Annotated in this window: 20 protein-coding genes; 13 read left to right on the top strand and 7 right to left on the bottom strand. The window is 56.0% G+C overall.

Annotated elements, in window-relative coordinates; genetic code table 11:
- Window positions 1-61: 61 nt before the first annotated feature.
- From chiQ to JBO43_RS06240, 5 genes are all read right to left on the bottom strand, one after another.
- Window positions 62-244, bottom strand: coding sequence for a ChiQ/YbfN family lipoprotein (gene chiQ, locus JBO43_RS06260; RefSeq protein ID WP_095282922.1), 183 nt, complete (start codon window positions 242-244; stop codon window positions 62-64).
- A gap of 27 nt (window positions 245-271) precedes the next feature.
- A complete protein-coding gene (locus tag JBO43_RS06255) occupies window positions 272-1,690 on the bottom strand; it encodes an OprD family outer membrane porin (RefSeq protein ID WP_202673915.1) in 1,419 nt (472 codons plus the stop codon).
- A gap of 71 nt (window positions 1,691-1,761) precedes the next feature.
- The gene (locus JBO43_RS06250; protein WP_202673914.1) at window positions 1,762-3,954 is read right to left on the bottom strand and encodes an alpha-galactosidase; all 2,193 of its coding nucleotides are present in this window, start codon (window positions 3,952-3,954) and stop codon (window positions 1,762-1,764) included.
- Window positions 3,951-5,342: an MFS transporter gene (locus JBO43_RS06245; RefSeq protein WP_202673913.1), complete on the bottom strand. Its 1,392-nt coding sequence runs from the start codon at window positions 5,340-5,342 to the stop codon at window positions 3,951-3,953. The genes JBO43_RS06250 and JBO43_RS06245 overlap by 4 nt, the downstream gene beginning before the upstream one ends.
- Before the next feature lie 213 nt (window positions 5,343-5,555).
- Window positions 5,556-6,755 carry an ROK family protein gene (locus tag JBO43_RS06240; protein WP_202673912.1) on the bottom strand — a complete coding sequence of 400 codons (1,200 nt, stop codon included), beginning with the start codon at window positions 6,753-6,755 and terminating at the stop codon, window positions 5,556-5,558.
- 115 nt (window positions 6,756-6,870) lie between these two features.
- On the opposite strand from JBO43_RS06240, the gene JBO43_RS06235 reads away from it, so the two are divergent.
- The 4 genes from JBO43_RS06235 to JBO43_RS06220 all read left to right on the top strand — a co-directional run bounded on the left by JBO43_RS06235 (window position 6,871) and on the right by JBO43_RS06220 (window position 13,725).
- The gene (locus tag JBO43_RS06235) at window positions 6,871-10,146 is read left to right on the top strand and encodes a DUF5107 domain-containing protein (protein WP_202673911.1); all 3,276 of its coding nucleotides are present in this window, start codon (window positions 6,871-6,873) and stop codon (window positions 10,144-10,146) included.
- Between the two features lie 70 nt (window positions 10,147-10,216).
- Window positions 10,217-11,659 carry a sugar porter family MFS transporter gene (locus JBO43_RS06230; RefSeq protein ID WP_202673910.1) on the top strand — a complete coding sequence of 481 codons (1,443 nt, stop codon included), beginning with the start codon at window positions 10,217-10,219 and terminating at the stop codon, window positions 11,657-11,659.
- Complete coding sequence (locus JBO43_RS06225) at window positions 11,659-12,504, top strand: aldose 1-epimerase (protein WP_202673909.1); 846 nt, start codon at window positions 11,659-11,661, stop codon at window positions 12,502-12,504. The genes JBO43_RS06230 and JBO43_RS06225 overlap by 1 nt, the downstream gene beginning before the upstream one ends.
- Window positions 12,505-12,576: 72 nt before the next feature.
- Window positions 12,577-13,725 carry a 3-phenylpropionate MFS transporter gene (locus JBO43_RS06220; RefSeq protein ID WP_095282915.1) on the top strand — a complete coding sequence of 383 codons (1,149 nt, stop codon included), beginning with the start codon at window positions 12,577-12,579 and terminating at the stop codon, window positions 13,723-13,725.
- Here JBO43_RS06220 and csiE read toward each other — a convergent pair.
- On the bottom strand, window positions 13,720-14,997 hold the full coding sequence (csiE, locus tag JBO43_RS06215; protein ID WP_202673908.1) for a stationary phase inducible protein CsiE: 1,278 nt from the start codon (window positions 14,995-14,997) through the stop codon (window positions 13,720-13,722). The genes JBO43_RS06220 and csiE overlap by 6 nt on opposite strands.
- A 125-nt stretch (window positions 14,998-15,122) precedes the next feature.
- Between csiE and JBO43_RS06210 the strand changes: the two genes are divergently transcribed.
- Both JBO43_RS06210 and JBO43_RS06205 read left to right on the top strand, forming a co-directional pair.
- Entirely contained in the window at window positions 15,123-15,761 is a 639-nt protein-coding gene (locus JBO43_RS06210; RefSeq protein WP_095282913.1) for a DUF1007 family protein, read from the top strand.
- Entirely contained in the window at window positions 15,752-16,732 is a 981-nt protein-coding gene (locus JBO43_RS06205; RefSeq protein WP_202673907.1) for a nickel/cobalt transporter, read from the top strand. Before JBO43_RS06210 ends, JBO43_RS06205 begins: the two co-directional genes overlap by 10 nt.
- 61 nt (window positions 16,733-16,793) lie before the next feature.
- Here JBO43_RS06205 and suhB read toward each other — a convergent pair whose 3' ends face one another.
- Complete coding sequence (suhB, locus tag JBO43_RS06200) at window positions 16,794-17,600, bottom strand: inositol-1-monophosphatase (RefSeq protein WP_095282911.1); 807 nt, start codon at window positions 17,598-17,600, stop codon at window positions 16,794-16,796.
- Between the two features lie 138 nt (window positions 17,601-17,738).
- Between suhB and trmJ the strand changes: the two genes are divergently transcribed.
- From trmJ to hscA, 7 genes are all read left to right on the top strand, one after another.
- On the top strand, window positions 17,739-18,473 hold the full coding sequence (trmJ, locus tag JBO43_RS06195; RefSeq protein WP_095282910.1) for a tRNA (cytosine(32)/uridine(32)-2'-O)-methyltransferase TrmJ: 735 nt from the start codon (window positions 17,739-17,741) through the stop codon (window positions 18,471-18,473).
- A gap of 227 nt (window positions 18,474-18,700) precedes the next feature.
- Window positions 18,701-19,192: a Fe-S cluster assembly transcriptional regulator IscR gene (iscR, locus tag JBO43_RS06190; RefSeq protein WP_095282909.1), complete on the top strand. Its 492-nt coding sequence runs from the start codon at window positions 18,701-18,703 to the stop codon at window positions 19,190-19,192.
- Between the two features lie 169 nt (window positions 19,193-19,361).
- Window positions 19,362-20,576 carry an IscS subfamily cysteine desulfurase gene (locus tag JBO43_RS06185; RefSeq protein ID WP_095282908.1) on the top strand — a complete coding sequence of 405 codons (1,215 nt, stop codon included), beginning with the start codon at window positions 19,362-19,364 and terminating at the stop codon, window positions 20,574-20,576.
- Window positions 20,577-20,600: 24 nt separating this feature from the next.
- A complete protein-coding gene (iscU, locus tag JBO43_RS06180; RefSeq protein ID WP_005120408.1) occupies window positions 20,601-20,987 on the top strand; it encodes a Fe-S cluster assembly scaffold IscU in 387 nt (128 codons plus the stop codon).
- A 13-nt stretch (window positions 20,988-21,000) separates the two neighbouring features.
- Window positions 21,001-21,324 (top strand): iron-sulfur cluster assembly protein IscA, encoded by a 324-nt coding sequence (iscA, locus tag JBO43_RS06175; RefSeq protein WP_095282907.1) that lies wholly within the window; start codon window positions 21,001-21,003, stop codon window positions 21,322-21,324.
- 76 nt (window positions 21,325-21,400) lie between these two features.
- Window positions 21,401-21,916, top strand: coding sequence for a co-chaperone HscB (gene hscB, locus JBO43_RS06170; RefSeq protein WP_095282906.1), 516 nt, complete (start codon window positions 21,401-21,403; stop codon window positions 21,914-21,916).
- A 14-nt stretch (window positions 21,917-21,930) separates the two neighbouring features.
- Entirely contained in the window at window positions 21,931-23,781 is a 1,851-nt protein-coding gene (gene hscA, locus JBO43_RS06165; protein WP_202673906.1) for a Fe-S protein assembly chaperone HscA, read from the top strand.
- Window position 23,782: the final 1 nt, after the last annotated feature.

Genomic DNA, 23,782 nt, shown 5'->3' with positions numbered 1-23,782 from the left:
GTTAAAGCTAATACACAACCCGGAACTCCGCCATAAGACCAAATAATCAGCTGCTTAACCCTTAGCGCGTGTCATCCATCACCCTCTCACACTTCGCCTCGCTTTCCGCACCGTTCCCGCTTTTAGCGGCTTGAATACAGGCCTGATAGTCGGTGGGGGAAACGGTTTCCTGAGTTTGCGAAGAGGGCGATGTCTGACAGCCCGCCAGCAGTAAAAGCCCAAAAACTATCCCTATTATTTTCATCTCTGATCTCCTGTGGTTTATGAGCGATTAAAAAATCGTAAATGGCGCAATCACATTGAATTTAATGTCGATTTCGTCCTGGAACATGTTGTTGTAGCCGCCGCTGTAGTTGGGGTTACTGCCGTGGTTGTCGTAGTTGATGTAGTGCAGATTAAACAGCGTGCCTTTCAGGCGGCCGGTCTGCACCGTGTGGGCGATATTGAAGGTCCAGGCAGATTCATCGATGCGCTGACTCTGATCGGCAAGCTCTCCGTTCACGGTACAGGTAGTGCAGGGTTTACCATTCCAGCCGTAGGCATAACCTGCGCCAATCGCCCAGCCGGGCAGATCGTAATTTTTCAGGTCATAGGTCACACCGGCGAAGACAGAGGTTTCACCGTTGGCATCAAAGTCGGATGCCGCATCCCACCAGATATCCAGTCGTCCGTTGGAGCTGGCATAAGCCGGGGTGATACGTTGCAGGAAGAAGCCCTGGTTACCTTCGGCTTTTACGGTCTGCGCTTCGAGGCGGAAATCCAGCGTATCCACGGTATAGCCGAGCATGATGCCCTGCAGCCAGGCTAACCCGTCATATTCGTCGTTGACGGAACCATAGGCGGCGATGGTGTTATCGCCCACTTTGTCTTTTGCGCCGTAAAACTGATAGCTCATGCGCAAGTCGTTGCCGGCCACCGGGAAGCTGTACGACACTTTGCCGAAATACTGATCCATAAAATCAGCTGCCTGAGCCATCGAAGCCTCCAGCACCAGTTTATTTTTGAAGTCGTAACGCAGCCCAAGAGAGTGAACGTAATTGATTTTGGTGGTGTTATCCGCCGCACGGAACTCGTACATCTCCGTGTACCACGGGGCTTTGTATTTATCCGACCACAGGTACGAACTGGACAGCGCGCCGTGCTCGCCAAAATCCCAGCTGCCGCCGATCTCCGCCCCCTGATAAGCACCGGGCACAAAGCCCCAATGCACGGCGAGTAGCGTCTGGCCGGACGGCTGGATGTAACCTGCGCGCATCCAGTAATCGTCATATTTCATTTTCAGCGCCGCTTTGTAGAGATTAAAACCGCCCTTATCGCCGGACCAATCCTCGCCCCAGCGCTGATTGGCCGAGCTGAGGCTAATTTCATTCGGATGCGCCGCACTGCCGGTGGCAAGGTTGGCGGCGGCAAAACCGGCCACGTCGAGGCCAATCAGGTCCGCCGCGTAACCGGAGGTGAAATCGAGATTGGCGTTAAAGGTCGAATGGTGAAGATCTTCCACGTAATGCCCGTAATCCTCGCTGCCGACGGTCATATCGCGCTTGTCGCGATAGCGCTGGGAATAATAAATTCCGCCGGTGAGATGAGAATCATCAACGAAGCCGGACGCGGTGGCAGGGGCAGGAAATAGAATGACAGGCACGCTTGCCAGCAGAGCGGCAAACAGCGCGTTAAGGCGAAAATAGTGCATAGAAACTCCTCCTCCATGTGAAGACTGATATTCAGAACAGCGCGATTGATGGGGGCCAGCGCCCCCTGGCGTTAAGGCTGACGTTTCAGATGCCAGATGCGGCTGATGTAATCCCGGCTCAGAGGGGGATCGACGAAGATCCCGCGGTACATCAGCTCATCCCCGCCGAGACACTGGTTGTCCAACTGATACCGCGAAGCAGAGTCCAGCCCGGCGAGACGGATTTTACGCAGGGGAGCCGAGGCGTGGCTCACTAGCGAGAAGGCCATCAGCAGCGCTTCGCTTTGGTCGGGAGAGACAAACATCCAGGCGGCAAAATCAGGGTTTTCCCACGGTGAGATGAGTCGCCAGAAAGTGCCGAATTGCAGCAGTTTCCGGTGCTGTTTGTAGAATGCGATCTGCTGGCGCACGGCGTCATCGCGCTCAGCGTTGCTGTGCATCAGGTCGAGCATCAGGCCGTAATTGCCGCTCATGGCGACGGCCCCGCGCATCGCCATGCTGGTGGAGCGCCCCATCTGATGGTTAGGTACTTCGGAAACATGGGCGCACTGCATAACCGGCGGATACAACATGCTGGTGGCGTACTGGATCTGCACCCGCGAGGCAGCATCCGTATTGTCGCTGACCCAGGCCTGCGGCATGTAAAACAGCATCCCCGGATCGAAGCGTCCGCCACCGCCTGCGCAGCACTCAAACAAAATGTGCGGGAAGCGGGTGGTCAGCGCATCCAGCAGCGCATACAGGCCCAGCATGTAGCGATGCGCCGTCTCCTGCTGCTGTGTGGCTCGCACCGTCGAAGAGCCGACTTCGGTCATGTTGCGGTTCATATCCCACTTGATGTAATCCACGGGATGGCTGGCGAGAAACGTACTCAGCTGTTCAAGAATATTGTCGCGCACTTCCGGGCGGCCTAAATCGAGGATGTACTGATTACGCCCTTCGGAGAGCGGTTGATCGCCCGCGTTGAGGACCCAGTCCGGGTGCTCAGCAAACAGCTCGCTGCGCCGCGACACCATTTCCGGCTCAAACCACAGGCCGAACTTCATCTCCAGGGCATGCACTTGATCGATCAGCGGGCGCAGACCGTGGGGGAATTTCTGCTGGTTAACAAACCAGTCGCCTAGCGACGACGTATCTCCGCTGCGCTCACCGAACCAGCCGTCGTCGAGCATCAGCAGTTCCACGCCGAGCGCTTTGGCGTTGCGCGCAAAACGCAGTAATTTTTCCTCATTAAAATCGAAATACGTCGATTCCCAGTTGTTGGCGAGAATCGGGCGGGTCTGATGGCGATAGGGGCCACGCACCAGATGGTCGCGATAGAGCGTGTGTAGGGCATGAGAAAGCCCATTCAGCCCAGTTTCCGACCAGGCGAGCACCGCCTCTGGCGTCTGGAAACTGTCGCCGGGTTGCAGTTCCCAGCCAAAACCATGAGGGTTAATGCCGAGCTGAACGCGGGTCTGTTGATACGCATCTACTTCGGTGCGGGCGGTAAAATTACCGCTGTAGACCAGATGCAACCCCCACGCCTCGCCCTGCATTTCGGTGGTATGCGGGCGAACCAGGCCAATAAACGGCTGCTGATGGGTACTGCTCGCCCCGCGCTTGCTGTCGAGGACCGTTATGCCGGGGTTCAGCGGCTGACGATGCAGCTGACGCTCTCTCGCCCACGCGCCGGGGAACTGTATCTGCTCAAACTCGCTGTCGGGGAAATCCAGCGAACAGCTCAGAGCGCGCAGCAGACGCAGCGGTTTGTCGCCCGGGTTTGTGATCCGCGCGTGGCGCGTTACCACCGGCAGGTCACGAAAAATCGTGTAGCTAAGTTCCACCTGCAGATGCGTAACGGGATCGGCCATCGTCACCCTCAGCGTTTGTGCTTCCTCCGGCGAACTGACCCATGTGGCGGGAAGGCCATCGAGGGCGAGTTTCCCTGACACTATCTGATGTGAAACATAGTGCAGGTTCGACACCTGATGCCCGTCGGCATAACGTACTTCAAAGGCAGGCTCGCGGTAATCGCCAGCGCCGTGTCCCGGATATTCCTGTAACACCGTATCCAGCGAGAACGTCCTGTCCGGCCATTCGGCTGGTGTCGGGGAAAACGATGACCGGTCGAGCTTCGGGTAATCATGCGGTTGCGAACAATCGGCAATACGTTTACCCCAGTAGCAGTGAACCAGATAACGCTGATGCGCAATCCCGAATACGTAGCTAATCTGGCTATTCTGCAGGTGGAAAGACTGTTTTTCAGGGTTCCAGATAATCATGCTTTCACCTCGGCAGAGGACGCGGCGTTACGTTGATGGATATCGCTCAAAATTTCGTAGAAACGTTCTTCGGTAATTTCATAGCGAGCAAGCGGGACCAGACTTAGCAGGGTTAATACGCCCGGAATCATCGTGAATAGCAGACCGATCCACATGGCGGTCTCGGTCGCCTGAATCTGATGCGGAATATATCCGGCCCACGACAGCATAAATCCACCGATTGCGCCGCCAATAGCGCCTGAGAGTTTGGTTTTAAAAATATTGAGTGAAAAAACCATTCCTTCGGAGCGATTGCCGCTGCGCCACTCGCCGTATTCCACGCAGTCTGCGACCATCGAATAAAGGGAGATTTGCCCAATCCCGCCACAGAACGGCGCCAGAGCGCCAACAATAAAGATTAATATGATGTTGGACTGGAAAAAGAATAACAGCATACAGGCCAGCGCCATGACCGCGCTGTTGTAAATAGCGGTATTCTTTTTGCCTATTCTGGCAGAAATAAAGGGAGAGACGACAGCACCTAAAACCTGTGCAATCATCGATACAGTCAGGAAAATCCCTAACATCATTTCAGCATTTAAATTATAGATAAAGAAGTAAAGCTGGAAGGTTCCACGAATTACGCCGATCATTTCTAATAAGAACATCCCGATGAGTAATAACCGCAGCGGGCGATGCTGTTTTAACAAGGTCCAGAATCCTTTGAAACTCTGACGCTCTTTGCGCGGCACCGTATGCTTTTCCTTGACGCCAAAAAAGGTAATTAGCATACACACCAGAAACACCACGCTGTAAATAATGGCCACGGCCCACCAGCTTCCGACGTACTTTACCAGCCACAGCGTCGAGGCGCTGACGGAGAGAAATCCGAAGGTGGCAATGGTTCGGGGAATGGTAATCACTTTGGTGCGTTCCGTCGGATTCTGCGTGATGGCGGCGGACAGCGACCAGTAGGGAATATCAATGATCGCGAAGCAGACACTCCACAATATATAGGTCGAGTAGGCATATACCAGCTTTCCGGCCTCTGAAAGATCCGGACTCAGAAAACAGGCGACGGTGGTCAGAGAAACCAGAATACTGCCGACCAGAATCCACGGGCGGAATTTCCCCATTTTTGTGTGGGTATTATCCACCAGAATACCGAGGGCAATATCCGTTGCGCCATCGACAAGGCGGGCGATTAAAAACAATAATCCGACTGCTGCGGCTTTGATGCCAAAACTGTCGGTATAGTAAAGCATGAGATAGATAGCGATAAAGGCATACATCACATTTGCCCCGAAGCTCCCCATGCCATAGGAAATAGCGGTGCTCCAGGAAACTCTGTCGCTCGCGAAATTATCCTTCTTCACGGTCTTTTGCTCATTGACTTGTGCTAATTCCATTCTGAAAACTCCTAATTGCCAGGAAGCGCGGATTCATTTTATTGAACCCGGAGAGAATTGAACGTTGGCAATTGTAGGAGGCTAAAATGAAACGGACTTTGCGCGGGCGTTTATATTTCAGTAAACACGGATTACTAATCGAAAAGCTAATAATCTCTTTGTCTTAATAAAATATTTACCCGGTAATTATATTAAAGGAAAAGCTGAATCGCGTTAGCCTTCATTTTCAAGTGCGGCTTCGACATACAAATATCCAATGCCCATTACCTGCTGGGCGCGGGTTAAGCCGCCAAAATTAATCTGCGTGGCATTGCGCTTTAAGCCATCGCTGTGATCAAACGGATTAAAGCCGATGCGCTGTTTTATCGCTTCAAGCCAACTCTCACCAAACCCGCAGCTGCGGCCATAAAACCAAATTTGATTGATATTCAGAATGTTGAGGAAGTTATACAGGCTCAGGCCAATCGCATGCGCCGACTCTTCCACCCAGCGCATCACGTGTTCGTCGCCCGCGTGCCAGGCTTTCACCAGCTGCTGTGAGCTGAGGGTTTCAGGATCTTGCTGCGGGACAGCAGGGTGGCTCTTAAGCCAGATCCGCGCCTGTTTTTTCAGGGCGGAAAGGGAGGCCACCGTCTCCAGGCAGCCATAGCGGCCACAGTCGCACATCGCGCCATCCGGGTTAACGATCGTATGCCCGATTTGCCCGCTACCGTATAAATTCCCGCGATAAATTTGTCCGTTAATCACGAACGACGAGCCGATACCGTAATCGACGTTAATCACGCAAAAATCCTCGCGGTTCTGCGCATTTTGCCATTTCTCCGCGAGGGCCAGCATCACGCAGTCGTTATCCAGCTTCACCGTAATGCGCAGCTTCTCCTCCAGCAGATATTTAATCTCCACGTTCCCGCGCCACGGCGCTTGCGGCATGGTTTGCGACACGCCGGTTACCGGGTCGACCTGGCCGTGAATACCCAGCGCCAGATTGATGGTTTTTCGCGGCCAGTTTTTTGACTGCTGCAGCCAGATAGATTCAATTGCGGCCAGCAGTGCCTGCGGTGTGGGGGCGCTGATGGCGCGGCGTTCAAACTCACCGAGCGCCGACAGCTGCGCATCGCAGAGTTGGCTTTCGATACTGGTGGGGGTCACATTCATGCAGAGAATGTAATCGCCCTCAGGCGGAATCTGATAACTGCCGCCGTTCAGCCCTCTGCTGCTCATATTTTCACTGGAGTGGCTGAGTTTGCCATCCTCCACCAGTTCATCGAGGATTTTGCTGACTGCCGGAATCGACAGGCCGGTAAATTGCGCAAAACGCGATTTGCTCAGCTGTTTGTGTTTCCACACCAGTTTCAGCAGAGTCTGGCGATTAAGCTGTCGCACCCGCTGATTGTTCAGACCTGACTCCTGCATTTCACTAAACCTCGTTAACTGTATTGCGTGAGCTTTAAGCAATTAAAACATATCACTCTCCGCCAGACTGTTGCCATCCCCTCATTCACTAACATTTGTTTACTGGAGAATGGCTATGTACGGAGTTGTTAAAGTCTGGCAAGAAACTCTCTCTCTCCCCACCTGGACGACAGGCAGCGAAGATACCAATCCGATGTTTCTCGAAAAACGCGTCTATCAAGGCTCGTCCGGCGCGGTCTATCCCTATGGCGTCACCGACACCCTGACGGGCAAACGCGAAATGCGCGAGTACCAGGCGGTGTGGATGGAAAACGACTTTATCCGCATTATGCTGCTGCCGGAATTGGGCGGAAGAATTCACCGCGCCTATGACAAAGTCAAAGAGCGCGATTTTGTCTACTACAACGAGGTGGTCAAACCCGCGCTGGTGGGCCTGCTCGGGCCGTGGATCTCCGGCGGTATAGAATTTAACTGGCCGCAGCACCATCGTCCGACCACGTTTATGCCCGTGGATTTGAGTATTCAGCCTGCCGACAACGGCGCACAAACCGTCTGGATGGGCGAAGCCGAACCGATGCGAGGCCTTCAGGTAATGACCGGTTTTACGCTTTATCCGGATCGTGCGCTGATCGAAATTACCGGCAAAGTATTTAACCCCAACGCCACGCCGCGCCACTTCCTGTGGTGGGCCAACCCGGCGGTGAAGGGCGGGAACGACCACCAGAGCGTTTTCCCGCCAGATGTGACGGCAGTCTTTGATCACGGTAAACGCGATGTCTCCGCCTTCCCGATTGCTCATGGAACCTATTACAAAGTCGACTATTCGGCGGGCGTGGATATCTCGCGCTACAAAAACGTGCCAGTGCCGACCTCCTACATGGCCGAGAAATCTGATTACGATTTTGTCGGGGCGTACCACCACGGTGAGCGCGGCGGGTTGCTACACGTTGCCGATCATCACGTTTCACCGGGTAAAAAGCAGTGGACCTGGGGCCATGAAGAGTTTGGCCGCGCCTGGGATCGCCATCTGACGGATGAAAACGGCCCCTATATTGAGCTGATGACCGGCGTCTTTACCGATAACCAGCCGGATTTCACCTGGCTTGCGCCGTACGAAGAGAAAGTGTTCGTGCAGAATTTCCTGCCTTACAGCGAGCTGGGTATGGTGCAGAACGCCAATACCCAGCTGGCGTTAAAACTGGAACGCCACGCGCCGCATTTACAGCTGGGAATTTACGCCATCGCGCCGCTGGTGGAGGTGAGTCTTGAACTGAGCGCTGAAGGTAAAACGCTCTGGCAAACGCGCCTCAGCCTGCTTCCCGGCGAGAGTCATCAGCAGACGCTGGAAAATTTCACATCACCGCGTTTAACCCTGACGGTCAAAGATGCGTCGGGCCGCACACTGCTGAGCTATCAGGAGCATATTCCCGAAGAGACGCCGCTGCCCGCACCGGCCACCGCCCCGGCATTGCCGGAAAACATCACGAATTGCGACGAACTCTATTTTATCGGCCAGCACCTGGAGCAGTACAACCACGCCAGCCGTTACGCGGAAGATTACTACCGCCGTGCGCTGGCGCTGGACGCGCACGACTATCGCAACAACGTCGCGCTCGGGACGTTGGCGCTCAACCGCGCAGACTGGGCCCTGGCGCAGCAGTGCGCGAAAGCGGCTTTGGTACGCGCCCATCAGCTGAATAAAAACCCGCGCGATGGCGAAGCCAGCCAGCTGCTGGCGACGGCGCTCGAGCGTATGGGTGATGACGAAAAAGCCTGGGATCACTACTACAAAGCGTCGTGGAGCGGGAACTGTCGCGACGCGGCGTTCTGGTCATTGGCGCGTCTGGCGATGAAGCGCGGTGACTACGCCGACGCGCTGGAAAAGGTTGAGGTCAGCCTTGGTATCAACGCCAGTAACAATCTGGCGATGGGGCTGAAGGTGCTGGCGCTGGCGAAACTCGGGCGCGAAGACGACGCGCTGGCGTTTATTGATGCCGGTCTGCGCACCCATCCTCTCAGCTACACCCTGCACTATGCGCGCTGGGCGATAAATCAAGATGACATCTCGCGGGAAAAACTGCGTCAGGTGACGGGTCGTCGCGGGGCAAATGCCTGCGTGCTGGCGGGCTGGTTAACGTCGATGGGCATGAGTGATGCGACGCGCGAGGTGCTGGATCTGCTCGACAGCCAGGAGACGCTCCCGCAATTGTGGCGTGCGGCGCTAAGTGAAAATGCAGAAACGCGCGCCCGTCACCTCGCTGCCGCGCGGCGCTGCGAGCCTAACCGCGTGCGTTTCCCGAACGCGCTCGACGAAGTGCAAATGCTGCAAAACTTGCAGGATGATGCCTTTGCCCGCTATCAGTTGGGCTGCTTCTGGTACAGCAAACGTCGCTATGACGAAGCGGTCTCTTGCTGGCAATTCACCCTGCAACAGGAACCGCAGTTTGCGCCAGCCCAGCGCCTGCTGGGCATTTACGCATGGAACAAACAGCAGGATTTGGCGCTGGCGCAGCAGTATCTGCAACGTGCCGTCGAGCTGGAACCGGAAAATCCGCGTTTCCTGTTCGAACTCGACTACCTGAACAAACTCACTGGCGAAACGGTGGCGAAACGTCTGACGATGCTGTCCGCCCGTGAAAATGTTGCCCTTAAACGCGACGACCTGACGGCAGAACTGCTGAGTCTGTGGAATGGCTCCGGGCGCTACGCTGATACAGCGAACGTACTGAAAACCCGCGAGTTCCACCCGTGGGAGGGCGGGGAAGGCAAAGTCACCGGCCAGTATCTGCTCAACCAGCAGCATCGCGCCTTGCAGCACATTGCCTGCGGGGATTTTGCTGAGGCGATAAACCTGCTGCAGGCCGCGCTCCGCTATCCGCATAACCTCGGGGAAGGGCGTCTGCCGGGGCAAACGGATAACGATATTTGGTATCTGCTCGGCTACTGCCATGCGCAGTGCGACAGCCAGGCCGAGGCGCAGCGCTGCTTCACCCGCGCGGCGCAGGGCGGAAGTTCGCTCGATGCCGGGCGCTATTATAACGACCAGCCCGCCGATTATCTCTTCTGGCAGGGGATGGCGATGCGCGCGTTGGGCGACAGTGCCGCAGCCGAGCCTCACTTCAACAGTTTCCTGACCTGGGCGAAAGCCCATCACGACGATGTACCTGAGGCCGATTTCTTTGCTGTTTCGCTGCCGGATCTGGTGGTGCTTGATGCACCCGCCGGGCTACAGCATCAGCAGCACTGTCTGTTTATCGAGGCGCTCGGCCACGCGGGACTGGGGGATTTCACCGCCAGCCAGCGTTTCCTCAATACCCTGTTAACCCTGAATCCTGCGCACGACAAAGCGCATTTCGTTCAGCACGCGCAGGCGGCTGGCATTTTTAACTAACTGACCTGACAGGTGGGGCAACCCACCTGTTAACCCTCTGTTTCCTGCATTCCCTTAAAGAGGAATCACGATGAATAATGACGCACAGACACAACTGAAAATGGGCTACGTCTGGACCATCTGCCTGGTTGCGGCCTGCGGTGGGCTGCTGTTTGGCTACGACTGGGTAGTGATAGGCGGGGCAAAACCCTTCTACGAAGCCTGGTTCTCAATAACCGGTCCGGCGCAGTCCGGCTGGGCGATGAGCTCCGCGCTGGTGGGCTGTATTTTTGGTGCGCTGATCTCTGGCTGGTGCGCCGATAAGCTGGGACGCAAGCGCCCACTGATTCTGTCGGCGCTGCTGTTTAGCATCTCCGCGCTGGGCGCGGCGCTGGCGCATAATTTCGACGTTTTCGTGGTGTTTCGCATTATTGGCGGCATCGGGATTGGTCTCGCCTCGGCGCTTAGCCCGCTTTATATCGCCGAAGTCAGCCCGGCAGAAAAACGCGGTCGCTTTGTGGCGGTCAACCAGCTCACCATCGTGGTTGGCGTACTGGCCGCGCAGCTGGTAAACCTGATGATCGCCGAGCCGGTGGCGGCAGGCGCAACGCAGGAGACCATCCTCCACAGCTGGAACGGGCAAATCGGCTGGCGCTGGATGTTTGGCGCAGGGCTGGTGCCTGCTCTGGCCTTTTTACTGCTGATGTTCTTCGTGCCGGAATCCCCGCGCTGGCTGATGAAAGTCGGCAAACCGGAACGTGCGCGCGCCATGCTGGAGCGCATTGGCACCGCGCAGTACGCCAGTCAGACGCTGAAAGAGATTGCCCATACGCTGGAAAAAGACACTCAGAAAGTCTCTTACTCCACGCTGTTGCAGCCGCAAATCAAACCGATTGTGATTATCGGCATGGTGCTGGCGATGTTCCAGCAGTGGTGCGGGATCAACGTGATCTTCAACTACGCTCAGGAGATCTTTGCCTCCGCCGGGTTTGATATCAACGACACCCTGAAATCGATTGTGGCTACGGGCATTATTAACCTCGTCTTTACCGTCGCCGCGCTGCCGCTGGTGGACAAAATCGGACGTCGCAAGCTGATGCTGCTGGGCGCATCGGGCCTGACCATTATCTATGTGCTGATCGCCAGCGCCTATGCGATGAACATCATGGGCTGGCCGGTTCTGCTGCTGGTGCTGGCGGCGATTGCGATTTACGCTCTGACGCTGGCCCCGGTCACCTGGGTGCTGCTCTCTGAAATCTTCCCGAACCGCGTGCGCGGGCTGGCGATGTCGCTCGGAACGTTAGCTCTGTGGGTGGCCTGTTTCCTGCTGACCTACACCTTCCCGCTGCTCAATGCCGGGCTGGGCGCGGCGGGCAGCTTCCTGCTGTACGGCGTGATTTGTGCGGCCGGGTATCTCTACATTCTGCGTAACGTGCCGGAAACCAAAGGCGTGACCCTCGAAGCGCTGGAAGAACAGCTGGAAAAACAGCACACGAAAAGTACTCATGCGGCGAATGCCGGACGGGCTCACTGATGGAGAACTCGTTACTGCTTCAAAACGCGCATCTGCGCCTTAGCGTCGACCCGCAGGGAGGCGGGCTGCGCGAGCTGGTGTCCCTCACTCACGACACACACGTCCTGTGGGACAAAGGTGAAAGTGCGCTATTCCCAATGCTGCCGCTGGCAAACCGGGTGGCCGGGAATCGCTTTTCATTTCAGGGGCGTGAAGTCGCGCTGCCTCGCAGTCCGGTCGATGACGCGTTTTTCCTGCACGGCAACGGCTGGCTTGAGCGCTGGTCCGTTGAATCCGTATCGGATACGGAGTGCCTGCTTCTGCTTCGCAGCCAGCACCCCTGCGGTTTCGACTATCTGGCCGAGCTGCGTTACCGGTTGCGGGAAAACGTTCTGCGGGCGGAGCTGACACTCACGCACTTCGGCAAAAATCCGATGCTCTACGGGCTGGGTTTTCATCCGTGGTTCGTGTTTGAGGCGGAAAGTCGCGTGCAGTTTTCGGCCAGCGGCTACTGGCCGGAAGGGGAGAAGCATTTGCCGCTGGCGTGGCACGGTGAAATTCCACCCGCGATCGATTTCAGCGAGGCAAAACACGGCGAGAACGGCTGGCTGAATGTCGGCTATTCCGGCTGGAACGGCGTGGCGAAGATTCAGCGAGATGTGATGACTGTCACATTATCATCGCAAACACCCTGGCTGATGCTGTTCCGAATGTCGGGTGAATCATTCTTATGCCTCGAACCCCAGAGTCATCCGGTGAACGCCCATCATCAGGCCGGACAGCCAGGATTAGTGGCGTTAGGCCGGGGTGACAGTACTCGTTTGGCGATGGAAATTGCCGTCGAATCAACGGCAAATTCCTGTTAATCGGCTGTTAATACCCGCTTGCGCCAACCCCTTTTTAGCGCCAGACTAGCGCCTCCAAAACGGGAGGGATTCATGGGTTTGCATTCCACGCGCTGGCTGGCGCTCAGCTATTTTACCTACTTTTTTAGCTACGGTATTTTTCTGCCTTTCTGGAGCGTGTGGCTCAAAGGTATCGGCCTGACTCCGGAAACCATCGGCGTACTGCTGGGCGCAGGCCTGGTGGCGCGATTCCTCGGCAGCCTGCTGATTGCGCCGCGCGTCAGTGATCCCTCTCTGCTGATTAAAGCCATGCGCATTCTTGCGCTGCTCACGCTGGTGTTCCTTGCAGGCTTCTGGGTCAGCCAGCAGTTTGCCTGGCTGATGGTGGTGATGGTCGGCTTTAACCTCTTCTTCTCGCCGCTGGTTCCGCTGACGGATGCCCTTGCGAACACCTGGCAAAAACAGGTAACGATGGACTACGGTCGCGTGCGTCTGTGGGGATCGGTGGCCTTTGTGATTGGCTCGGCGCTGGTCGGCAAGCTGGTCAGCCTTTACGATTATCATGCCATTCTGGCGCTGCTCAGCGTCGGGATTGCCTCGATGCTGCTGGGAATGCTGCTACAACCGTCGGTCAAACCGCAGGGTGAAAGCCGCCAGCAGGAGAGCACCGGCTGGGCTGCGTGGAGCACACTGATTAAGCAAAGCTGGCGTTTTCTGGCCTGCGTATGTTTATTGCAGGGCGCGCACGCGGCGTACTACGGTTTCAGCGCGATTTACTGGCAGGGCGCGGGTTATTCTGCGTCTGCTGTTGGATATCTCTGGTCGCTCGGCGTGGTGGCGGAAGTCATCATTTTTGCTCTCAGCAAAAAGCTTTTCCGCCGCTTTGGTGCGCGCGATCTGCTCCTGCTCTCCGCCGTGTGCGGCGTGCTGCGCTGGGGCATCATGGGCTGGACCACCGATTTACCGTGGCTGATTGTCGCCCAGATCCTGCATTGCGGCACCTTCACCGTCTGCCATCTGGCGGCGATGCGCTATATCGCTGCGCGTCAGGGCAGCGAAGTCATTCGTCTGCAAGCGGTCTATTCGGCAGTGGCGATGGGCGGCAGTATTGCGGTGATGACCGTGTTCGCGGGCTTCCTGTATCAGCATCTCGGCCACGGCGTGTTCTGGGTGATGGCGCTGGTGGCGCTGCCGGCTCTGGTGGTTCGTCCAAAAGTGGCAGCGCAAAACGTGGCGTTATGATTCCAGCATGGCGCGAATATGTTCCTGCTGCTGCGGGTTGAGCGTCTCCACGGCGTGGATCAGCGGCGGCGAGAACAGCGGCAGGGCGGTGGCGTAAGGGGTGATGATCAGCGCCGCCTCGCGCGGTGCACCCTCTTTCTGGAACGTTTGAAGCGACACATAGCGAATGTTGAGCGGCAGCAGCGTCAGTTCGCGCAGTTGCCCCTCAATCAGCACTTCACTGGCTTTGTCATCGCCCGTTAGCAGCACGACCTGTTTCTCATGCAGATCCGTTTCCTGCATCAGCCACGCGCCAAAAATCACCGCCACCAGGCACATCTCTTCATCAGAAAAACGCAGGCCAAATTCCGCCTCCACTTCAAACAACACATCCCTTGTGGTGCGCATCAGACGCGGGTACAGGCGACCAATCTCTTCCGGCAAGCTGTTGTCGATCCCGATGCCAAACAGCGAGCGATCCAGCGCCTGGGAAAGATGAATATACAGCTGATCCGTCAGCCCCTGCTCGTCGCTAAAGCGCATTCCCGTCTGGCCGCGAAAACGCCCGATCATGCGTGAGATGGCGTGGCGCAGACGCTGGTCTAGCTGATGCGCATCGCGCAGCGGATCGGGGGTGCGCAGCATCATAAACAGCAATGACAGAAACAGCGGCTCATCGGCGTGCGGACTTTGTCGCACCCGGCGCTGCCAGTGGCGGACAATCTCCTGCGCCGCCAGATATTCACCGCGCGAATGTGCCCAGTGGCGCTGAACGGGGGAAAACTGCGGCGTCTGGCCCAGATGATGCTGGATCAGGCAATATTGCAAATAGAGCTGCAAAAATTGTACGTCGCGGCACTCGAAGTTGCACTCCAGGCGGCGCGAACAGAAGGCAATCAGCGCCCGCAAATTGGTATCGTCATACAGCGTACGCGCGATGCCGAGCTGTTTAAGCTCTGTTTTAAGCGCCGGGGTAAACTGTTGGCTAATAAAATGCGGGCATAGCCGCAGCGCCCGTCGCAACCAGTGCAGCAGGCATAAGCGTTGATCGAGCGTCGTACCTTCAATTCGGTAGCTGCCGTCATGATGCGTCACGATGTTCAGCCGGTGATAGCGCTGGATCTCATCGCGCGTCTCGGCTATATCTTGCCGTGCGATGTCGTCGTCGACCCCATTGATATCGATAATGCTTTGCGGGGTGACGACAAAACCTGGCAGGTAAAGCATCAAAAGCACCTGGCAGCGGCGCTGCGAACTGGAAAGCACAGATGGGTTTTCGAGTGTCGTCATCATCTGTCGGGTATCCAGTAGGGGTATTCGATAAGAATAGCTAAAGGATGTGCGCAGGAAAGCGCACCCGTGGGTCTTTCCGTCAGGAATGCGGGAGAACATCACAGAATTTTTGACGTGAGGAATCGATGCAAATAGTTAAACACAGCGCTTCGGCGCTATTTTTGGCGGTTTTATCTTCGGCGGCCAGTGCGCATCCTCACAGTTTTATCAGCCTGCAGACGGAAATTGTCGCCGATGATATGCAGATGAGCGGCCTGAAAATGCGCTGGACGATGGATGAAATCACCTCGGCCGATCTGCTTTATGATGCAGGCGCGGCAAAGCCTGGCGATGAGATCTGGAAAAAGCTGGCAGCGGAAGTGATGGCCAATGTGCTCGGGCAGCACTATTTCACCGAGTTCTGGCATAACGGGCAAAAGGTTAAATTTCTTAATCGACCGACCACCTACGGCATGGAGCGCGATGGCCATCAGGCAGTGTTAACCTTTATTTTGCCATTGGCCGAACCGCAGCCGCTGGCCGGGCAGAAATACACTTTCTCGACTTTTGATCCGAGCTATTACGTCGACATGAGCTATGCCGAAGACAAAGATGCGGCGCTTCCCGCCGCGCTGCAAAAGCGCTGCACGATTGCAGTCCATACGCCAAAGCCGAGTGAAGAGACGATGAACTTTGCGCTATCGCTCGATAAAGCCGATGCGCCGCCGGAGGATATGGATTTGGGTAAACAGTTCGCGCAGCAGGTGACCGTGCAATGTCAGTGATGGCTTCTTCTCTCAGTAAAAAACGCCGCTGGCTGCACCTCTGGCCGCTATTCCTGTTTCTGGTTCTGGCCGCCGTTGGCGCATTCTGGCTCTGGCAGGCGTGGCCGCAGGTGATGATGAAAAGCATCATCTGGCAGCGCGAGGTCAATCAGCAAATGAGCGGACTGCTCAAAGCGGTGGCGGAGAACCCGACCAAAGCCGGTGGCTCGCTGCTGATCTTCAGTTTTCTATACGGCGTGCTGCACGCGCTAGGGCCGGGGCACGGGAAAATCGTCATTACCACCTGGCTTGCGACCCATCCTTCAAAGCTCAAATCGAGTATTGGCTTAACGCTTGCCTCTTCGTTATTGCAGGGACTGGTGGCGATTGCGCTGGTGGTCGTGGTGCTGACGGTACTGCAACTACCGGCTCGTCAGCTGCACATGAGTAGTTTCTGGCTGGAGAAGGGGAGCTATGCGCTGGTGGGCGTGCTTGGGCTATTGCTCTGCTGGCGAGCGCTCAAAAAACTGCGCGCATTGCTGCAAAAACCCAAATTCAAAACGTTCACGCCGCATCATGTTCACGATGCCCACTGCGGCTGCGGGCATCAGCATTTGCCGACGCAAGAACAGCTGCAAAGCGGGGACGACTGGCGCGCACGGCTGATGATCATTCTGTCGATGGGGATGCGGCCCTGTTCCGGGGCAATCATGGTGCTGCTGTTCAGTAAGGTGATTGGGGTATTTAGCTGGGGCGTGATTTCCGCACTGGCGATGGCTGCGGGGACGTCGCTGACGATTACGTCTCTGGCCTTGCTGGTCCACAGTTTTCGCCAGCTGGCGGTGAAACTGAGCGGCAACAAAACGCCGGTACTGTGGCGGCAGGTGGGCTGGACGACGCTGGCGTTAGCAGGCGGGGTAATTTTACTGGTGGCGGCGGTGACGATGTGGGTCAGCGCGGTGCCGGTGGGGCGGGGGTTACGACCGTTTTAAAGGGTGCGGCCTGATGCCCTCACCCTAGCCCTCTCCCACAGGGAGAGGGAACCGAAAGGAATTAACGCTTCAGCGCTTCACTCAGTTCGTCACGCATGTTCGCCAGCATCGCTTTCACAACACGTGGATTACCGGCAACGATGTTACCGCTCATCAGGTAGTTGTGACCGCCAGTGAAGTCGCATACCAGGGCGCCTGCTTCACGAGCAATCAGTTCGCCAGCTGCAAAATCCCACGGCTTCAGCGCGATTTCAAAATAACCATCAACGCGGCCAGCGGCAACGTAGGCCAGATCCAGTGCAGCAGAACCGGTGCGACGGAAATCCGCGCATTCGGTGTAAAGCTTGCCAAGGATCTTCATGTAGGTTTGAGCGTGTTGTTTGGCTTTGAATGGGAAACCGGTCGCCAGAATCGTGCCATCCAGATCGCGAGAGTTGCTGCCACGCAGACGGTATCCGTTCAGCTGTGCGCCCTGACCACGGGTTGCCGTGAACAGTTCGTTACGCATTGGATCGTAAACAACGGCTACTTCAGTACGGCCTTTGATGCGTACTGCGATAGAGACAGAGAAATGAGGAAGGCGTTTAACGAAGTTGGTGGTGCCATCCAGTGGATCGATAATCCATTGAACATCCTGATCTTCGCCTGCCAGTTCACCGCTTTCTTCGGCGATGATGGTGTGTTGCGGGTAAGATTTGCGAATGGTTTCGACAATAATCGCTTCTGCGGCTTTATCGACGTTAGTCACAAAGTCATTGCTGCCTTTCTGGCTGGTTTCTACAGAATCTGGCGTTTCGTAGTGTTTGGCAATTACATTACCCGCCTTGCGCGCTGCGCGCACGGCGATGGTCAACATAGGATGTTGCATCGGTTACTCTCACTGGATGTTAAAGAACAGGGATACTCGAAAACGGCGCAGAGTATAGCAGCGAGTTCGGATCATGTCTCTCGTTTATGATAATATGGTTGAATATTCTTTAGACACTGGTCTCAGACAAAACTCATTATGCTGCAAAACATCCGAATCGTACTGGTCGAAACATCACACACTGGCAATATGGGCTCTGTCGCCCGCGCAATGAAAACCATGGGTTTAACCAATCTGTGGCTGGTTAATCCGCTGGTGAAACCAGATTCTCAGGCTATCGCACTGGCAGCAGGCGCGAGCGACGTGATTGGCAACGCGCAAATTGTTGACACCCTTGACGAAGCGCTGGCGGGCTGTAGCCTGGTGGTCGGGACCAGCGCACGTTCACGCACGCTGCCGTGGCCGATGCTCGATCCGCGCGAATGCGGCCTGAAAAGCGTCGCAGAAGCCGCGTCAGCGCCGATCGCGCTGGTGTTTGGCCGTGAGCGTGTGGGTCTGACCAACGACGAACTGCAGAAATGTCACTATCACGTGGCGATTGCCGCGAACCCGGAATACAGCTCGCTGAACCTGGCGATGGCAGTGCAGGTTATCGCCTATGAAGTGCGTATGGCGTGGCTGGCGACCCAGGAAAAAGGTGTCACCGCTGAACAGCCAGAAGAAGCTGCGTATCCGCTGGTGGACGATCTGGAGCGTTTTTACGGCCACCTTGAGCAAACGCTGCTGACGACGGGCTTTATCCGCGCGTCCCATCCTGGCCAGGTAATGAATAAGCTGCGCCGTCTGTTTACTCGTGCTCGCCCGGAAACACAGGAGCTGAATATCCTGCGCGGGATGCTGGCGTCGATTATTGAGCAGAAGAATAAAGAATAATGCGGCCTGTTGCCGGGTGGCACAGTACGCACGATTTTGTAGGCCGGGTAAGCGAAGCGCCACCCGGCAAGGCTTTGAGCGCACATATGGCTAAATACCTGACTAAAACAGTCAAGTAAATAGTTGACCAATTTAGTCGGGAATGTCAGACTTGCCCCTGCTATGCAATACCCCCCATTTTACAATAAAAAACCCCGGGCAGGGGCGAGTTTGAGGTTAAGTAAGACATGAGACTGACATCTAAAGGGCGTTATGCTGTGACCGCGATGCTGGACGTCGCGCTCAACTCTGAATCGGGCCCGGTTCCGTTGGCTGATATTTCTGAACGTCAGGGAATTTCCCTGTCTTATCTGGAACAATTATTCTCCAGATTGCGTAAAAACGGACTGGTTTCCAGCGTACGTGGCCCAGGCGGCGGCTATCTGCTGGGTAAAGACGCGGGCAGTATTGCAGTTGGCGAAGTTATCAGCGCTGTTGATGAGTCGGTAGATGCGACCCGTTGCCAGGGCAAAGGCGGCTGTCAGGGCGGCGATAAATGCCTGACCCACGCGCTGTGGCGCGATCTGAGCGACCGTCTGACCGGCTTCCTGAACAACATCACCCTCGGTGAACTGGTGAATAACCAGGAAGTTCTGGATGTGTCTGGTCGTCAGCACAATCACGAAAACCAACGCAGCACCCGCGGACAAGACGCGATCGACGTCAAATTACGCGCATAATTTGCCCGTCATAGTTCGTGCTGCATGCAACACGAACTATTGTGGGCAAAAAAATATAAAGAATTTCAGAATCAGGCCGGGGCGTTAACTCGCCCCGTCTACTCGGTCGTACATCCAGCCGGTTAGCCTGATTCCTTGCATTGAAGCGATGTACGGAGTTTATAGAGCAATGAAATTACCGATCTATCTCGATTACTCCGCAACCACGCCGGTGGACCCGCGTGTTGCCGAGAAAATGATGCAGTGTCTGACCCTGGACGGAAACTTTGGTAACCCAGCTTCCCGTTCACACCGTTTTGGCTGGCATGCTGAAGAGGCGGTAGATATCGCCCGTAATCAGATTGCTGAGCTGGTTGGTGCCGATCCGCGTGAAATTGTTTTCACCTCCGGTGCAACCGAATCCGACAACCTGGCGATCAAAGGTGCTGCCAACTTCTACCAGAAAAAAGGCAAGCACATCATCACCAGCAAAACCGAACACAAAGCCGTGCTGGACACCTGTCGTCAGCTTGAGCGTGAAGGTTTTGACGTCACCTATCTCGCCCCACAGAGCAACGGTATTATCGACCTGAAAGAGCTCGAAGCGGCAATGCGCGACGACACCATTCTGGTGTCCATCATGCATGTAAACAACGAAATCGGCGTGGTGCAGGATATCGCGACTATCGGCGAACTGTGCCGTGCGCGCGGCATCATCTATCACGTTGATGCGACCCAGAGCGTGGGCAAACTGCCTATCGATCTGAGCCAGCTGAAAGTAGACCTGATGTCCTTCTCCGGCCACAAAATCTATGGCCCGAAAGGTATCGGCGCGCTGTACGTTCGTCGTAAGCCACGTATCCGCATCGAAGCACAGATGCACGGCGGCGGTCACGAGCGCGGCATGCGTTCCGGCACTCTGCCTGTTCACCAGATCGTCGGCATGGGCGAAGCCTACCGTATCGCGAAAGAAGAGATGGAAGGCGAGATGGCGCGTCTGCGCACTCTGCGTAACCGTCTGTGGGACGGCGTGAAAGATATGGAAGAAGTGTATCTGAACGGCGACCTTGAACAGGGTGCTCCAAACATTCTTAACGTCAGCTTCAACTACGTTGAAGGCGAATCACTGATCATGGCCCTGAAAGACCTGGCCGTTTCTTCCGGTTCCGCCTGTACCTCTGCAAGCCTCGAGCCATCCTACGTGCTGCGTGCGTTGGGTATGACCGACGAGCTGGCACACAGCTCTATCCGTTTCTCTTTAGGTCGCTTTACTACCGAAGAAGAGATTGACTACACCATCAAACTGGTTCGTAACTCCATTGGCCGTCTGCGCGACCTTTCTCCACTGTGGGAAATGTTCAAACAGGGCGTGGATATCAACAGCATCGAATGGTCACATCACTAATCGGTAGGACAGGAGAGTTAAAAAATGGCATACAGCGAAAAAGTTATTGATCATTACGAGAATCCACGCAACGTTGGCTCTTTCGACAACAGCGACGAAAGCGTTGGTAGCGGTATGGTCGGCGCACCGGCCTGTGGCGACGTGATGAAGTTGCAGATTAAAGTCAACAATGAAGGTATCATTGAAGACGCACGTTTCAAGACTTACGGCTGCGGTTCTGCAATCGCATCCAGCTCCCTCGTTACCGAATGGGTAAAGGGCAAGTCTCTGGACGAAGCTCAGGCAATTAAAAACACCGATATTGCTGACGAACTCGAACTGCCACCGGTGAAAATTCACTGTTCTATCCTGGCAGAAGACGCGATCAAAGCCGCTATTGCGGACTATAAAAGCAAACGTGAAGCGAAATAATTGAGGTTTGAGTATGTCGATTACCCTTAGCGACAGCGCTGCCGCGCGAGTAAGCTCCTTTCTGGCGAACCGTGGTAAAGGCTTTGGCCTGCGACTGGGCGTACGTACCTCCGGCTGTTCCGGTATGGCTTATGTACTGGAGTTTGTTGACGAACCGGCAACTGATGACACCGTGTTTGAAGATAAAGGCGTGAAGGTAGTAGTCGATGGCAAGAGCCTGCAATTTCTCAACGGCACTCAGCTGGACTTCGTGAAAGAAGGCCTCAACGAAGGGTTTAAATTCACTAACCCGAACGTAAAAGACGAGTGCGGTTGCGGCGAAAGCTTCCACGTTTAACGGCGCGTTATCCGAAACCCCACCGTGGCCTGGCTACGTGTGGGGTTTGTTCTAACTGGCTAACCCTGAGATTGTTATGGATTACTTCACCCTCTTTGGGTTGCCCGCCCAGTACCCGATTGATATTCAGAGCCTGACGGTTCGTTTTCAGGATCTGCAACGTCAATTCCATCCGGATAAATTTGCCAGCGGTACCCCGGCGGAGCAACTGGCTGCAGTTTCGCAGTCGGCCACGATCAACCAGGCGTGGCAAACTCTGCGCAATCCGTTAGCACGCGCGGAATATCTGCTCTCCCTGCACGGTTTTGATCTGGCAAGCGAACAGCACACCGTCCGTGACACCGCCTTCCTGATGGAACAGCTGGAGTTGCGCGAAGAGCTGGATGAGATCGAACAGGCAAAAGACGAAGCGCGTCTTGAAAGCTTCATCAAACGGGTGAAAGCGATGTTCGACTCCCGCCATCAGCTGATGGTTGAACAACTGAATAACCAGACGTGGGACGTGGCGGCGGACACTGTACGCAAGCTGCGTTTTCTCGATAAACTACGAAGCAGTGCTGAACAACTCGAAGAAAAGCTGCTCGATTTCTGATTTCGGAAGCAATTATGGCCTTATTACAAATTAGTGAGCCTGGCCTCAGCGCCGCACCGCACCAGCGTCGTCTGGCGGTGGGCATTGATTTAGGCACCACCAATTCCCTCGTAGCGACCGTACGCAGCGGCCAGGCGGAAACCCTGGCAGACGCCGAAGGGCGTCATCTGCTGCCTTCCGTGGTTTACTACCAGCAGCAGGGCTACTCGGTAGGATATGACGCGCGCGCCAATGCCGCGAAAGATCCAGCCAATACCATCAGCTCGGTAAAACGAATGATGGGCCGCTCGCTGGTCGATATTCAGACGCGTTACCCGCATCTGCCCTATCAGCTGCTAGCCAGTGAAAACGGCCTGCCGATGATCGCAACCGATGCCGGTTTACTCAATCCGATTCGCGTCTCTGCCGATATTCTCAAAGCGCTGGCGGCGCGTGCGACGGCAACGCTTGAAGGCGAGCTGGACGGCGTGGTGATCACCGTTCCGGCTTACTTTGACGATGCCCAGCGTCAGGGCACCAAAGACGCTGCACGTCTGGCGGGCCTGCACGTGCTGCGTCTGCTCAACGAGCCTACCGCAGCAGCGATTGCCTACGGCCTCGACTCCGGTCAGGAAGGGGTGATTGCCGTTTACGATCTCGGTGGCGGCACCTTTGATATCTCCATTCTGCGCCTCAGCCGTGGTGTGTTTGAAGTGCTGGCGACCGGCGGCGATTCTGCCCTCGGCGGCGACGACTTCGACCATCTGCTGGCGGATTACATTCGCGAACAGGCAGGCATTGCCGATCGCAGCGACGTCCGCGTCCAGCGCGAACTGCTCGACGCCGCTATTGACGCCAAAATTGCTCTTAGCGACGCGCAGTCTGTCACCGTTAACGTGGCGGGCTGGAGCGGTGAAATCACCCGCGAGCAGTTCAACGAACTGATTGCCTCACTGGTAAAACGCACGCTCCTGGCCTGTCGTCGCGCACTGAAAGACGCCAACGTCGACGCCAGCGAGGTGCTGGAAGTGGTGATGGTTGGCGGATCGACCCGCGTACCACTGGTGCGCGATCGCGTGGGCGAATTTTTTGGCCGTACGCCGCTCACCTCCATCGACCCGGACAAAGTGGTGGCGATTGGCGCGGCGGTGCAGGCGGACATTCTGGTCGGCAACAAGCCGGACAGCGAAATGCTGCTGCTCGATGTTATTCCGCTCTCGTTAGGGCTGGAAACGATGGGCGGCCTGGTCGAGAAAGTGATCCCGCGTAACACCACTATTCCTGTGGCGCGCGCGCAGGAGTTCACCACCTTCAAAGACGGTCAGACGGCGATGTCCATCCACGTGATGCAGGGCGAGCGCGAGCTGGTTCAGGATTGCCGTTCGCTGGCGCGTTTCGCGCTGCGCGGTATCCCGGCGCTGCCTGCGGGTGGGGCGCATATCCGCGTCACCTTCCAGGTGGATGCCGACGGTCTACTGAGCGTCACGGCGATGGAAAAATCGACCGGCGTGGAGTCTTCCATTCAGGTGAAACCGTCCTACGGACTGACCGATGGCGAAATCGCCACCATGATTCAGGATTCAATGAGCTATGCCGAACAGGATGTGAAGGCGCGTATGCTGGCTGAACAAAAAGTCGAAGCCGCGCGCGTGCTGGAAAGTCTGGAAGGCGCACTCACTGCTGATGCCGCGCTGTTAAGCGCCGCCGAGCGTCAGGTTATCGACGATGCTACCGCGCAGTTACGCGCAGTGGCCGACGGCGATGACGCTGACGCAATAGAACAAGCGATTAAAAACGTTGATAAACAAACCCAGGACTTCGCCGCACGCCGTATGGACCAGTCTGTCCGTACCGCGCTGAAAGGCCAGTCCGTGGACGAGGTTTAAT

Source organism: Lelliottia jeotgali (assembly GCF_016771845.1).
GTDB lineage: Bacteria > Pseudomonadota > Gammaproteobacteria > Enterobacterales > Enterobacteriaceae > Enterobacter > Enterobacter jeotgali.
The sequence above is the reverse complement of the archived record's forward strand: the minus strand, read 5'-3'. Positions and strand labels throughout refer to the sequence as shown.